A 13847-nucleotide genomic window follows, 5' to 3' on the forward strand; every position below is an offset into this window, starting at 1 on the left:
GGCATTTTAAGTGGAAAATACCTTGTAATTTTGAAAAAATTTTGTTGACTATGAACATTGAACAGATATATACAGGATGCTTGGCCCAAGGGGCCTACTATATTGAAAGTGAAGGTGAAGCGGCCATCATTGACCCACTTCGAGAGGTACGGCCCTATATTGAGAGGGCTGAGCGCGACAATGCCAAGATCAAATATATTTTTGAGACCCATTTCCACGCAGATTTTGTGAGCGGTCACATTACCTTGTCAAAAGAAACGGGGGCCCCCATTGTCTATGGGCCCAATGCAAATCCCAGCTTTGAGGCCATAATCGCAGAAGACGGACAAGAGTTCAAACTGGGCAAGCTGACCATTGTTGCCCTGCACACCCCGGGCCATACCATGGAAAGCACCACCTACCTGCTACGAGATGAATATGGTAAAGACCATGCCATCTTTAGCGGCGACACCCTGTTTTTGGGTGATGTGGGGCGGCCCGATCTTGCACAAAAAGCGGCAAACATGACCCAAGAAGAACTGGCCGGCATTTTGTACGACAGCCTTCGAAACAAGATCATGCCCTTGGCCGATGATGTGATCGTATATCCGGCACATGGGGCTGGCTCGGCCTGTGGCAAGAACATGATGAAGGAAACCGTTGATACCCTTGGCAACCAAAAGAAAATGAACTATGCCCTACGTGCCGACATGACCAGGGAAGAATTCATCAAAGAGGTGACCGACGGCCTGTTGCCCCCACCACAATATTTTCCGTTGAACGTAAAAATGAACAAAGAGGGCTACGATGATATCGACGAGGTGCTCGATAGGGGCAATATCGCCATGTCACCCGATGCCTTTGAAACGGCAGCCAATGAGACAGGGGCCGTGGTACTTGATGTGCGCCATCAAGAAGAATTTGCCAGGGCACACGTGCCCCGGTCAATTTTCATAGGCCTTAACGGCAGTTTTGCCCCTTGGGTCGGCGCTTTGATCGCTGATGTTAAGCAGCCTATTTTGCTGATTGCCCCTGAAGGAAAAGAAGAAGAGGCCATTACGCGCCTGTCAAGGGTGGGCTTCGATGGCACTATTGGGTATCTCAAAGGGGGTGTTGAAGCCTGGAAAGCTGCAGGAAAGCAAGTCGATTCGGTCAAGAGCGTCGATGCCAAGACCTTTGAACAACATTGGAAGCAGGGTGGCGTTCCTGTCTTCGATGTCAGAAAAGAGAGCGAGTACACTGCCGAACATGTCGAAGGGGCCCATTTGACCCCCTTGGATTTTATCAACGACCATTTGGCCGAATTTCCAAAAGATAAAACCTTTTACCTGCACTGCGCGGGTGGATACCGTAGCATGATAGCTGCCTCTATTCTCAAGAGCAGGGGCATCCATAACCTGGTCGATGTGGCAGGTGGATTTGCAGATATCAAGAAAACCGACATTCCCGTGACCGATTATGTTTGTCCGACCACCAAAAGCTCAAACTGATGAAATCATCCATAGCCATACAGAACCTGAAATGTGGCGGCTGTGCCGCCACTATTGTCGATCGCTTGTCGAAAATTGAAAAGGTGGACGATGTGCAGGTCAACGAAGAAGAAAGCACCGTAACCTTCGTGCATGAGGGGGAAGAAGAAAAGGCCGAGGCCATACAGAAATTGAAGGATCTTGGGTACCCACCTGTTGATAGCGAGAACAACTTTGTAGCAAAGGCCAAATCGTTTGTGAGCTGCGCAAGCGGTAGAATTTCAAAAAAATGAGACCAGCATTTGTTTGTGCCCTGTTGCTCTTTTTGGGCCTATCGTGTAAATCGCAGGGCGAACCCAGCATTTCGGTAATCGATAAGGCCACCATGCAGGCCCAGGTAATTGGCAAAGATGTACAGTTGATCGATGTGCGTACGCCCCAAGAATATGAAGCCGGGCACATAGATGATGCGCTGAATTTCGATATCAAAAATCAACCACTTTTTAAGGAAAAAATAGGGACCCTTGACAAAGACAAGCCCGTGTACCTCTATTGCAAGATGGGAGGGCGCAGTGCCAGGGCCGCAGCGTTGCTAAAGGAAATGGGTTTCAAAGAAATCTATGACTATTCAGGGGGATACGATGAGTGGTCCTCCCAATAGGCAAAAACTTTCATGTTGTGTAACACCTGTTACTGTGATGTGGTTGTAGGCAAGCTATCTTGGCCGAAAAAATAAAACCATGTCATTTATCGATTTTTTATTTGGAAACACTTCCGTTTCCGACAAGATTTCCATATTGGATAAACAGGCGTATGCCAAGGCCATAGCGGGCAAGAAAGTACAGTTGGTCGATGTGCGCACGTCACGTGAGTACGCGGCAGGGCATATCAAAGGAGCTGTAAACATTGATTTTTTTCGCTTCAGTGCCTTTGAATCGGCATTTGATACGTTCGATAGATCAAAACCAGTGTACCTCTACTGCCAATCGGGCAACCGCAGTCAAAAAGCGGCCAGACGCCTATTGGCCATGGGCTTTGAAGAAATATATGATCTCAGGGGCGGTTACGCCACATGGAAGCGATAATTGAACCCAAGGTAGCTTCGCTCTTGTCAGAACTGTATCTTGAAGACCAAGCAACAGGCTATGATGTCAACGAGGTCAGGGGTATCTGGAGCATCAAATTTCCCAATACAAACAAACCGGTGGATTAGTCTTTTGACACAATTGTTGCAACTTGCACTTGACAATGACGTGATTAAAAACTTTATCTGCCTTTGTAAGAAATAGTAGGTTGGTTTTATACCACGACGCCCTGACCGTCAGTGTCAGGGCACCCCTCCTAATCCCGATAATTATCGGGACAGGACGGGAGCTACCTGTCATCCCCTTTTTTAAACCCATACACCAACTGTTTCCAAAAACTTTTTGGCATTTTTTCATCGCCGGGATATCCCAGAGGAATGGTACCGCTGTCTTCAGGCACATAATTCGTTTTAAAGAGATAGTCCCAAAGGCTTAGGCTGATGCCAAAGTTCACCCCGAATTTTCCCTTTGGCAGTCTATACGAATGATGGTACAGATGCATCACTGGATTGTTGAACACATACTTCAGCGGCCCGTAGGTAAGTTTGATATTGGCATGGTTCAAATGCCCAATGGCAATGGCCACGAAATGTACCACATAGGCATGTTCGGGCTCAAAACCGCCCAGTAGCATCACACCAAAGACTTTCAAAGGCTTATAAAGAATGTTCTCCATCCAATGGTAGCGCAAGTGGGCGGCAAAGCCCATTTCCTTTACGCTGTGGTGTACTTGGTGAAACCGCCATAGTATTGGAAACCGGTGCAGGCAAACATGGGTAAACCACTGCACAAAGTCGAGCACCACAAAGAACACGAGCAATTGTGCCCAAACGGGCCACGAAGAAAAATCGATGAGTGCCAGGCTTTTGGCGCGGATGCCCAGATCTGTGAAAAGGACCTCGAGCATCTTGTAGATTCCACTGATGACAATGGCAAATATGAAGAAGTTGAAGAACATGTAGAAGGCATCCAACCAAAAGTCTTTTCTAAAAATCGGTTGTTCCTTCCGCCAAGGAAAAAAGATTTCAAGCAACCATACCGCCAACGATATGGCAATCAATCCCCAAAAATAATTGGTGTACCAGGGCACCTCGAAAATAATGGATTCCCACGTCCATTGCAGGGTGCCCAAAAATCCGTTTACCAGTGCGTCAACATACTTTTCCATATAACCATTTTGCCCTTCCGCATCCACTGCGGAATTTATTACTTGTTAAGATGGGTTCCTGTCTGCGCAGGAATGATAAGGGTTGCTACTACTGCAACTCATACCAATCCACATTTTGTAAATTCTGCCGTCTTCCCTTTGAAACAGGGCCATAGTTTTTGGCCAGATAATCGATGATTTTCTCTTCGTTGGGCCCCAGGTTCCAAAGATTTTGCGTTTCTTGCATCCATTTAATGGTAGCCTGCCACCCTTCTCTGCTCAAGCGGTTTTGGATCACCAGCTTTGCTGAGTGACAGCTCGTGCAATTTTGAATTACCAGCTGCATGCCTTCATCGGCTACAAGACCGGTGGCCAGGTGTATGCCGTTCTCTATTCTGTCGAAATTTTCTTCGGAAACATCCATGGATTGCTCTTTTGGTTCCGCTTTCGTTTTGGTTTTATCAGGATCATTGGTAAAAAAAAGCAATCCCCCGACAAGAACAAGCACTGTCACTATACTGGTAATCAGTGTTTTTGAAAGTGACCTGTTTTGTTTTTTCAACTTCTTGTTCATGTTAAACGACTTTCACGGCAATACGATGGCAGGCATTGTTCAGATAGCCCTTTGGGTTCCAACCCGGCAAGACCATGGGTTGGCTTTTGCCGTTGGTATCGGTGGCCTTGGCCCAAACCTCATAATATCCTTTTTTTGGGAATTGCACTTGGGCAATGAAATGTTGCCATGCCAACCGATTAACAGGTTTCTGAAGCGTGCAGCGTTGCCAAGTGCTACCAAAGTCAATTGAGTATTCCATCTTCGAGACCTCCAGTTCACCAGCCCATGCATGCCCCTTGATATGCAATGTTTGTCCCTCTTTTAGCAGTGCCCCACTTTTGGGGTGGGTAATCAACGATTTTACGGGCATCGATTCAATGATGCACATATTTGAATCTTCGACCTTACTGCCCGGGGCCACGGGTTCGCAGGGCACGCGGTACGAACTGCCGCCCATTTTGGCTCCGTCGTGTACTTTGTTTCGCACACTCAAACGGTTTACCCATTTGCCTGAGGCCGAGGCCGGCCATCCGCCACAAACAAGTCGCAACGGATACCCATGTGCCAACGGAATGTCATCACCGTTCATTTGAAAGGCCAACAGTGTTTCGTCTTGAAGGGCCTTTTCAATGGGTATGCCCCGTGAGATAGGTTCTTTGTATGGATCGCCACTGAGATGGGTGTCTGCTGCATGGTATCCAATATAGACGGTATCGCTTTTGATGCCGACATCTTCGAGTAGGTCTCTCAGCCGAACGCCCGTCCACCGGGCGCAAGAAACCGCACCTACCGTCCATTGGTTGCCCTTGGCAGGCGGGTCGAACTCACTACGGCCGTTTCCGCCACATTCAAGGGTCAATTGATAGGTGTGGTGCTTAAACTTTGTCTTTAGGTCATCCACTGAATACGACTTTTCTGCTTTTACCGATTCCCCATCGATTTTCAATATCCATGTTGAAGCATCGATGTTTTGTGGAATCCGCCCGTTGTTACGAATGAACATATACTTATTCGGCGTGACATCGTCGTTCAATAAATGGGCCTTTGCCTCGATGTTCCACGGTTTATCGTTGAGCACCACCATTTCCTTGTCTTTATCGAATAATTTGAAAGGATCGGGGTCTTTAAGGCCCAAGGGTACATAATTTTTAGGCAAGTGTTCTGCAAAGACAATTTCATGGCCGATGACACTTGCCATGGCCGCAATCGAGAGTTGTTTTGTAAAGGCCCTTCTTTTCATTGCTAGGTCTTAAAAGTACCATAAAGGTACATATTGCTGTGTAACCCATGTTACTGATATTGCCTAAGGCGTACCCAATATTTGGGCATAGGCTATAGTATAAGTAGCTGAAAAATAATAGGGATGCCACAGGTAGGGACTCGATTTTTGGTCTGTGAACCCGTAAAAAAAATTAGTTTTTTGGTTGGTTGTTTAGGCAAAGACCGCCCTGGTTTCGGGGCGGTCTTTGTGTTGGAATAAGAAATTCTGCCAAAAAAATTGAGATTTGTCATGTTTTGCCTCCCGGGGAGATCATAAATTTGGCCCTACTAAACCTAATGACAATGAATGCACTTCTTACACTACCATTGGTCTCATGGGATAACGGCATTTTAATGATCGGGGTGTTCGCCTTGGTCGTTGTTTTTCTTGTGGTGGCCGTTGTGGCCATGATGAACAGTGGCAAGAAATAAACTTTTGAACCGGTAAGCACCTTTTTTTGTCATACCCACCATTTGTCGGGATGTCTTTCTTCTTCAGACCACAGAAACCTTGAGCATATATATTTAGGCTTCACCGAAGATGGCTGGTGGTCTCTTTTTCCATATTTCCGACGCAAATTTGATCTAGGTAACTTAGGTTACTGTCATCGCCATACTGCCAAAGTAATTTTGTCCCAAATTCAAGAAGATGATGAACAGAATTTTGGGCAGTATCTTATTTTTAATGGGGTTGGCCATACCGCTGAGCGCACAAAACACCAAGCCCATTGGCTTGAATGAGGTGTTGGTAAAGGTACAGGAATCAAACGCCAACATCAAGATTTCAGAATTTGAATTGGCTGAGGCAAAGGCTGACTATGCAATGGGCAATGCCATCTTTTTGCCCAATATTTCGGTATCACATACGGGAATGGCCACAACCAATCCCTTGATGGCCTTTGGTTCAAAGCTGAACCAAGAGATTTTGACACAGGCCGATTTCAACCCACAGCTATTGAACGACCCTGATCAAATCCAGAATTATGCCACTCGGGTGACTATTGAGCAGCCTTTGGTGAATGTTGATGGCTACTTTCAACGCAAGGCCGCGAAATTGACCATGCTGGCCCGTGAACTGCAGTTTGAGAGAACAAAAGATTATCTGGCATTTGAGGCAACCAATGCTTATATGCAGTTGCAATTGGCCCATAAAAGGGTTGAAGTGCTTGGAAAGGCACTGAAAGCGGCAAAGGCGAACGAGGCTATGGTGGCTGTTCGTTATGATCAAGGGTTGCTTCAAAAAGCCGATCTGTTACAGGCGAAGGTCAGGGCGAACGAAGTCGAAAATCAATTGGTGTCGGCACAAAGTGCCATTGGCAACGCATCTGACTACCTAGCCTTTTTGATGCATGAAGGCAATACACAAAACTATGCACCGATAAGCGAGCTTGCCCCTGTTGGGGAGGGTTTGGGGCTTAACGAAAGCGATATCGGCAACAGGGCCGATGTCAGGGCCATGCAGTTGGTTTCTAAAGCCCATCAATCGAATTACAAGGCCGATAAGATGACCTTTCTGCCACGCTTGAATGCTTTTGGCTCGTATGAACTTTTTGACGATGATATTTTTCAGGCCGATGCCCAAGGCTACACTTTTGGGGCCAGTTTGAGGTGGGATATTTTTCAAGGCTCAAAACGTTTTGCCAAGGTCAAGAAAAGTCGGGCTAATTATAAAAAGGCGCAGATAGAGTATGAGAACTATCGCTCAAAAAGTGCGATGGAACTACAAAAAGCCAAGAGAATGTTGCTCGATGCCAAAAACCGCATGAACACTTCTGCCCTGGCATTGCAACAATCTGAAGAAACCCTGCAGATACGCAGCAATCGCTTTGAGCAAGGTCTTGAAGGCACAACAGACCTTTTACGGGCCGAGGCCCAATATGCCCAAAAAGAACTGGAGTATTATCAAACCATCTACGAATACAATTACGCTTTTTCGTACCATAATTTTTTAACCAAAGGATAACAAATGGCAATGATTTCTAGATACAATGTAAAAAGATGGCTCCCATTTATGATTGGGGTGCTTTTAATGGCAGCTTGTGGTGATAGGGCTGCGAAATCTGACACTGCATCAGAACCGATACCCGTTTCGGTCGCAACCGTAGAAACGGGCTCTGAGCGTTATTTCACAGCAGGTAGCGGACAGATACGTTCGGGGAACAGTGCTGTTTTGAGTACTCGAATGATGGGGCATATTGAACGAATCCCTGTAAGGGTGGGCCAAAAAGTCAACAAGGACGATTTGTTGGTCGTCATCAACAATATGGACCTCAGGGCCAAAAAGGCCCAAGTCTCAGCCAGTATCATTGAGGCCAAGGCAGCCTTTGCCAATGCGAAAAAAGACTATGACCGATTTGTGAATCTTTTTCAAAAAAACAGCGCTTCCCAAAAAGAATTGGACGATATGACGGCGCGGTATGAGATGGCCAAGGCCAGATTACAAGCGGCCGAGGAAATGGAAAAAGAGGTCAACGCACAATTCGCTTATGTGAACATACGGGCCCCGTTCAAAGGGGTGGTCACCAACACTTTTGTCGATGTAGGAGAAATGGCAAATCCTGGAATGCCTTTAGTGGGCATCGAGGCCCCGGGGGCCTTGGAAGTGGTGGCCAAAATACCTGAAAACAAGGTCGGCCAATTGCGTGAGGGTATGACAGCAATGGTGACAGTGAAAGTACTTGACACGGTTTTGAACGGTACTTTGACCGAGCTGAGCACTTCGGCCAGCAATACGGGCGGACAATATTTGGCGACTGTGGAACTCAAAAATCCTCCCGCATCGGTATTGTCGGGCATGTATGCCACTGTGGCATTTCCTGTTGAGAATACCCAATCACAAATGTTGACCGTGCCCAAGCAAGCCTTGGTAGAGCGAGGACAGCTCACGGGCATCTATACGGTGGGCCAGAACAACACGGCCATACTGCGCTGGTTGCGTTTGGGTGACCCCGTCGGGGATGGGTTTGAAGTGCTATCAGGTCTGTCAGGGGGAGAAACCTATATCGTTTCTTACCAGGGAAAATTGTTCAATGGTGCCAAGGTCGCCATCCAATAAAAATAAGTAGATGAAAGAAGGTCTAGCAGGCAAAATCGCCAAAGGATTTATAGGGTCGAAACTGACCGTGCTCTTGATGATCGTGTTCATGGTCATCGGGGTCTATAGTTCGTTTTTGATTCCTAGGGAAGAAGAACCCCAGATCGATGTGCCCATGGCCGATATTTTTGTGGGCTACCCTGGGGCGAACCCCACTGAAGTTGAGTCAAGGATTACCAAACCCCTTGAAAAAATCATCTCGAACATCAAAGGGGTCGAGTATGTCTATTCCACGTCGATGAAGGAAGCAGGGATGGTCATCGTACAGTTTTACGTTGGTGAGGATATTGAGCGTTCTCTGGTCAGACTGTATGATGAGATCAACAAGCACATGGACCAAATGCCCGAAGGGGTCACCATGCCCTTGGTCAAGACCCGGGCCATTGATGACGTGCCAATCTTGGCGTTGACCCTATGGAGTGAAACCTATGGTGATTATCAATTGGGCCGTATATCAAGTGAACTGCTCAATGAGATTGAAAAGGTTGAAGATGTTTCCATCACCAAAAAAATAGGGGGTCGTAATCGACAGCTTAGAGTGGTGCTCGACAAGGCAAAAATGGCCGTGAGCAATCTTGATTTTTTGAGAATTTCCGAAATGATCAAGGCGAACAACAGCCAAATGGGGGCCGGTGATTTTTATGCCAATGACACCGAATTTCATGTAACGGCTGGCGGGTTTTTATCCTCAAAAGAAGACGTGGAAAATCTGATTGTGGGGTCGGCCCAAAATCAACCTGTATATCTCAAGCAGGTGGCCACGGTTGTTGACGGGCCCGAGTTGGCCCATGATTATGTGTCTTTTGGTTACGGCAAGGCGAGTGGGGTGTCTGATGAATATCCTTCCGAATATCCTGCAGTGACCCTATCCATTGCCAAACGAAAGGGTGCCGATGCCATGAAGATAGCAGATGCCGTATTGCAGAAGGTCGAGCATCTTAAAAAGACCTTGCTGCCAGATGATGTGCATGTTGAAGTGACCAGAAACTATGGGGAAACCGCTTCACAAAAAGTATCGGAACTGCTGCTGCACCTGATCGGGGCCATTATTGCCGTGACCTTTGTGGTTATGCTGGCCATGGGCTGGCGTGGTGGTCTGGTGGTGTTCTTGTCGGTGCCCATCACCTTTGCACTCACCTTGCTGAGCTATTATATGCTGGATTATACCCTGAACCGCATCACGCTTTTTGCCTTGGTGTTCGTGACGGGTATCGTAGTCGACGACTCTATCATCATAGCCGAGAACATGCACCGTCATTTCAAGATGCGGCGGTTGCCGTTCAAAGATGCCGCACTGTACGCCATCAATGAGGTGGGCAACCCTACCATTTTGGCCACCTTTACAGTGATTGCTTCGGTATTGCCCATGGCGTTCGTGTCAGGTTTGATGGGGCCCTACATGTCGCCCATGCCCATTGGGGCTTCGATTGCCATGCTGCTCTCGCTCTTTGTGGCTTTGACCATTACCCCCTATCTGGGCTATCTATTTCTTAGGGAAAAGGATAAAAAGAAAAAGGAGAAGGCACCCATACAAATTCAGGATACCTTCATCTACAGAATGTATGAAAAGTTTGAGCGGCCTTTGATAGAAAACAGTAAAAAACGATGGTTGTTCTTGGGCATCACCTTTTTATTGTTGCTGGCCTCAATAGGTATGTTCTTTACAAAATCGGTGGCCGTAAAGATGCTTCCGTTCGACAATAAGAACGAGTTTCAAGTCGTCATTGACATGCCTGAGGGATCGACTCTGGAACGAACCGCTGTAGTGGCCAAAGAAATCGCTTCTTATTTAGCCACAAGGCCCGAGGTGGTCAACTACCAAGCCTATGTTGGTACTTCAGCTCCAATTACCTTCAATGGATTGGTTCGGCACTATGACCTAAGGGGGGGCAGCAATATGGCCGATATTCAGGTGAACCTTGTCGATAAGCACGACCGCAGTGCCCAGAGCCATGATATTGCAAAACTGCTGCGGCCACGCATTCAAGAAATAGGGTCCCAATACGGGGCCAATGTGAAGGTCGTAGAGGTGCCACCGGGCCCTCCGGTACTGTCAACCATTGTGGCTGAGGTGTATGGACCCGATTATGAAAAACAGATTGCAGTGGCCGAAAATGTAAAGAACATCCTTGAAAACACCACTGATGTGGTCGATGTCGATTGGATGGTCGAAGCAGACCAAAAACAATTTGACTTTGTGGTCGATAAAGAAAAGGCCATGCTCTATGGGGTCAGTACCGCACAGATTGTGCACACTTTGAATATGGCCATGTCAGAACGGCCCGTGACGCATCTGTACCAAACGAATGCCTTTGACCAAATCGGGATTGTACTGACGCTGAACGAAAAAGACCGTTCGAGCTTGGAAGACCTCAAGCAGATACGTGTGGCTTCCAAAAATGGAAATATGCTTCCCATTGGTGATTTGGTCATCATTGAAGAAAGTACTAAAGAAAAGAGTATTTACCGCAAAAACCAGAAACGGGTGGTTTATGTGACCTCTGATATGGCAGGCGAGTTAGAGAGCCCTGTATATGCCATTTTGGGCATGACCGAAAAGTTGAATCGAATACCCCTCCCCGAAGGATATACCATGAACGAAATGTATATGTCACAGCCCGAATTTGAAGATGATTTCACCGTGAAGTGGGATGGTGAGTGGCAGATCACACTAGAGGTGTTTCGCGATTTGGGCATGGCCTTTTTGGGTGTTATTGTCATCATCTACATGTTGATTGTAGGCTGGTTCCAAAACTTCAAGGCACCGTTGGTAATGATGGTGGCGATTCCCTTATCATTGATCGGTATTGTTTTGGGCCACTGGATCATGGGGGCTTTTTTCACTGCGACTTCCTTTATCGGAATGATTGCCCTGGCGGGCATCATGGTGCGTAATTCAGTGCTGCTTATCGATTTTGTGAATCTGCGCAAAAAAGAGGGCATTCCTTTAAAACAAGCTGTGATCGAGGCTGGAGCAGTGCGTACCACGCCAATTCTGCTCACGGCGGGCACGGTGGTGATCGGGGCATTCGTGATTTTGTTCGACCCGATATTTCAAGGGTTGGCCATCTCGCTGATGGGCGGCACCATCGCCTCTACGGTATTGACCCTGTTGGTGGTGCCCTTGGTGTATTATATGATTGAACACAAAAATAGTTAGTGATGAAAATGGTGATTGTAACAGCGGTCGAAGAATACACTGATAAAGTATTTGAACTGTTAAAGGCCGCCGATATTGAAAGTTTTAGTGGCTCGTCGGTTGAGGGATATAAAAATCTACCGCCTGTGCTGTTCAACAGCAGCTGGTTCCCCAGAGAGAAGAGTGGGGCAAGGTCGAGCCTTTTCTTTTCCTATACGGAGGAGGAAAAAGTGGGCAAGCTGTTCGCATTGCTAAAAGAATTTAACGATGGACTGGATTCAAGCAATCCCATCAAGGCAGTGGAATTGCCCGTTGAACGTTTCATTTAAAAACCATAGTTATGAAAAATAGAATTGTGAGGGGTGTCGCCGGAAGCTTCATTCTCATCAGCCTGATCTTGGCCATTTATGTCAATATGAACTGGCTTTGGTTCACAGCTTTTGTGGGGGCCAATTTGTTGCAGTCTTCTTTCACCAAATGGTGCTTGTTAGAAGATATTTTGAAGAAATTTGGAGTGAAGAACTGATATTTTTTCTAGGCCACAACAAGGCATCCATGTAAATTTTTGCCATTTTTACGGCAAATGAACTGATATGGATGCATTGTTACAACCTTGGCCTTGGTACGTTTCGGGTCCGTTGATAGCCCTGACCATGGCAATTTTGGTATTGCTGGGCAAACGTTTTGGCATGTCTTCAAACCTTGAAACGCTCTGCTCGTTGGGCGGTGCGGGTAAATTTGTCGATTATTTCAAGGTCGATACCCGCCCCCGCAGATGGAATTTGATGGTGGTGATCGGGGCGGTGATAGGGGGTTTTATAGGGGCACACCTACTTTCATCGAATGATAAAGTGGCCATCAGCGGCGATAGTATCGAAAAACTCGAATCATTGGGTTTTGAGAGTGCTGGCGAGGCCTATTTGCCCACAGCGCTTTTTGGTGCCGAATCGTTGGCAGACCCCAAGGTCTGGGCCCTATTGCTCATAGGCGGTTTTCTGGTCGGCTTTGGTGCCCGATATGCCGGCGGCTGTACCTCTGGCCACGCCATCTCAGGCTTGAGCGATTTGCAATTGCCCTCGTTGATTGCCGTAATCGGCTTTTTTGCCGGCGGCTTGATCATGGTACATCTCTTGTTTCCCTTAATCTTTTAACCATGAAAAGCTTGTTGTATCTCTTGGTCGGTATTTTCTTCGGAATTGTTTTGTACAAATCGGAAGCGGCTTCTTGGTTCCGCATCTATGAAATGTTCCAGTTCGATGCCTTTCATATGTACGGCATTATCGGTTCGGCCTTGGTACTGGGTGTAGTTTTCACACAGTGGGTCAAAAAATCAGGGGCAAAATCATTTTTTGGTGAAAAGATTACCATAGTGCCCAAAGAAAAAGGAGTTGCCCGTTATGCCATCGGTGGCGTGTTGTTCGGATTAGGTTGGGCCTTGGCAGGCGCATGCCCTGGGCCGATGTATGTGCTCTTTGGGGCCGGTTATTGGGCCATTATCGTGGTTATTTTTGGCGCCCTTTTGGGAGCCTTGGTGTACGGACTATTAAAAAGCAAACTGCCGCACTAGTATGAAATGCCCTGACAGTTAAGTGTTTGGATTATTCCTTTTTGGCGGTTTATTGCACTAAAACACCGAATTTCAGCGCGGTTTTTATAAAAAGCGCTTAGTTTTATAACCACAAACGGTACGCCGACCTCTAAATGACCAATCAGTGCAAACGACAATTTTTATTATTGATGATGACCTGGTGTCGCAGTTTGCGACCAGGTATTGTATAGAACAGTATGATGGCGACTTTAACATTGTCGCTTGTGGCAGTGCCGAAGAAGGGCTGAAGCTATGTGCCAACCTGCTGGCCGAAAAAGAACCGCTGCCCGATATTATTTTTCTTGATTTGGTAATGGGCGATATGAACGGTTGGGCCTTTATAGATAACTTGGAGTTGATTTCAGAAGGGCACAAGCAGCCCGATATCTATGTGCTTTCCGCCTTTGTAAACTCGAAAGACAGGGCCATTGCCAAAGAACATTCGTTGATTGCCGGTTACTTCGACAAACCATTGACAAAAGCCAGTTTAGAAAAGATTTTTGCCGCCAAAACGACCCGTTGAGGGTGGA

General features: G+C 46.9%; 17 protein-coding genes. 14 read left to right on the forward strand and 3 right to left on the reverse strand.

Annotated elements, in window-relative coordinates:
* Positions 1-50: 50 nt before the first annotated feature.
* From VC82_RS07935 to VC82_RS15550, 5 genes are all read left to right on the forward strand, one after another.
* A complete protein-coding gene (locus tag VC82_RS07935) occupies positions 51-1469 on the forward strand; it encodes an MBL fold metallo-hydrolase (RefSeq protein WP_045801898.1) in 1419 nt (472 codons plus the stop codon).
* Positions 1469-1741: a heavy-metal-associated domain-containing protein gene (locus VC82_RS07940; RefSeq protein WP_045801899.1), complete on the forward strand. Its 273-nt coding sequence runs from the start codon at positions 1469-1471 to the stop codon at positions 1739-1741. Before VC82_RS07935 ends, VC82_RS07940 begins: the two co-directional genes overlap by 1 nt.
* Positions 1738-2109 carry a rhodanese-like domain-containing protein gene (locus VC82_RS07945; protein WP_052698966.1) on the forward strand — a complete coding sequence of 124 codons (372 nt, stop codon included), beginning with the start codon at positions 1738-1740 and terminating at the stop codon, positions 2107-2109. The genes VC82_RS07940 and VC82_RS07945 overlap by 4 nt, the downstream gene beginning before the upstream one ends.
* 79 nt (positions 2110-2188) lie before the next feature.
* Entirely contained in the window at positions 2189-2533 is a 345-nt protein-coding gene (locus tag VC82_RS07950) for a rhodanese-like domain-containing protein (protein WP_045801900.1), read from the forward strand.
* Positions 2521-2661 (forward strand): hypothetical protein, encoded by a 141-nt coding sequence (locus tag VC82_RS15550; protein ID WP_157518025.1) that lies wholly within the window; start codon positions 2521-2523, stop codon positions 2659-2661. The genes VC82_RS07950 and VC82_RS15550 overlap by 13 nt, the downstream gene beginning before the upstream one ends.
* A gap of 161 nt (positions 2662-2822) precedes the next feature.
* Here the strand turns inward: VC82_RS15550 and VC82_RS07955 are convergent, their stop codons facing one another.
* The 3 genes from VC82_RS07955 to VC82_RS07965 all read right to left on the reverse strand — a co-directional run bounded on the left by VC82_RS07955 (position 2823) and on the right by VC82_RS07965 (position 5476).
* Positions 2823-3701 carry a sterol desaturase family protein gene (locus VC82_RS07955; RefSeq protein ID WP_045803333.1) on the reverse strand — a complete coding sequence of 293 codons (879 nt, stop codon included), beginning with the start codon at positions 3699-3701 and terminating at the stop codon, positions 2823-2825.
* Between the two features lie 88 nt (positions 3702-3789).
* Entirely contained in the window at positions 3790-4254 is a 465-nt protein-coding gene (locus tag VC82_RS07960; RefSeq protein WP_045801901.1) for a monoheme cytochrome C, read from the reverse strand.
* 1 nt (position 4255) lies between these two features.
* Entirely contained in the window at positions 4256-5476 is a 1221-nt protein-coding gene (locus VC82_RS07965) for a sulfite oxidase (protein WP_045801902.1), read from the reverse strand.
* 323 nt (positions 5477-5799) lie between these two features.
* On the opposite strand from VC82_RS07965, the gene VC82_RS15860 reads away from it, so the two are divergent.
* From VC82_RS15860 to VC82_RS08010, 9 genes are all read left to right on the forward strand, one after another.
* Positions 5800-5928, forward strand: a complete 129-nt coding sequence (locus VC82_RS15860; RefSeq protein ID WP_262491903.1) for a hypothetical protein — start codon at positions 5800-5802, stop codon at positions 5926-5928.
* Between the two features lie 217 nt (positions 5929-6145).
* Complete coding sequence (locus VC82_RS07975; protein ID WP_313777691.1) at positions 6146-7459, forward strand: TolC family protein; 1314 nt, start codon at positions 6146-6148, stop codon at positions 7457-7459.
* A 9-nt stretch (positions 7460-7468) separates the two neighbouring features.
* Positions 7469-8551: an efflux RND transporter periplasmic adaptor subunit gene (locus VC82_RS07980; RefSeq protein ID WP_045801904.1), complete on the forward strand. Its 1083-nt coding sequence runs from the start codon at positions 7469-7471 to the stop codon at positions 8549-8551.
* 10 nt (positions 8552-8561) lie between these two features.
* Positions 8562-11750 (forward strand): efflux RND transporter permease subunit, encoded by a 3189-nt coding sequence (locus VC82_RS07985; RefSeq protein WP_045801905.1) that lies wholly within the window; start codon positions 8562-8564, stop codon positions 11748-11750.
* Between the two features lie 2 nt (positions 11751-11752).
* Complete coding sequence (locus VC82_RS07990; protein WP_045801906.1) at positions 11753-12058, forward strand: hypothetical protein; 306 nt, start codon at positions 11753-11755, stop codon at positions 12056-12058.
* An 11-nt stretch (positions 12059-12069) separates the two neighbouring features.
* Positions 12070-12255, forward strand: a complete 186-nt coding sequence (locus tag VC82_RS07995) for a YgaP family membrane protein (protein WP_045801907.1) — start codon at positions 12070-12072, stop codon at positions 12253-12255.
* A gap of 67 nt (positions 12256-12322) precedes the next feature.
* Positions 12323-12880: a YeeE/YedE family protein gene (locus VC82_RS08000; protein WP_045801908.1), complete on the forward strand. Its 558-nt coding sequence runs from the start codon at positions 12323-12325 to the stop codon at positions 12878-12880.
* A gap of 2 nt (positions 12881-12882) precedes the next feature.
* Positions 12883-13296, forward strand: coding sequence for a DUF6691 family protein (locus tag VC82_RS08005; RefSeq protein WP_045801909.1), 414 nt, complete (start codon positions 12883-12885; stop codon positions 13294-13296).
* A gap of 145 nt (positions 13297-13441) precedes the next feature.
* The gene (locus tag VC82_RS08010; RefSeq protein ID WP_045801910.1) at positions 13442-13840 is read left to right on the forward strand and encodes a response regulator; all 399 of its coding nucleotides are present in this window, start codon (positions 13442-13444) and stop codon (positions 13838-13840) included.
* Positions 13841-13847: the final 7 nt, after the last annotated feature.

The sequence above is a fragment of the Flagellimonas lutaonensis genome, from assembly GCF_000963865.1.
In the GTDB taxonomy this organism is placed as follows: domain Bacteria; phylum Bacteroidota; class Bacteroidia; order Flavobacteriales; family Flavobacteriaceae; genus Flagellimonas_A; species Flagellimonas_A lutaonensis.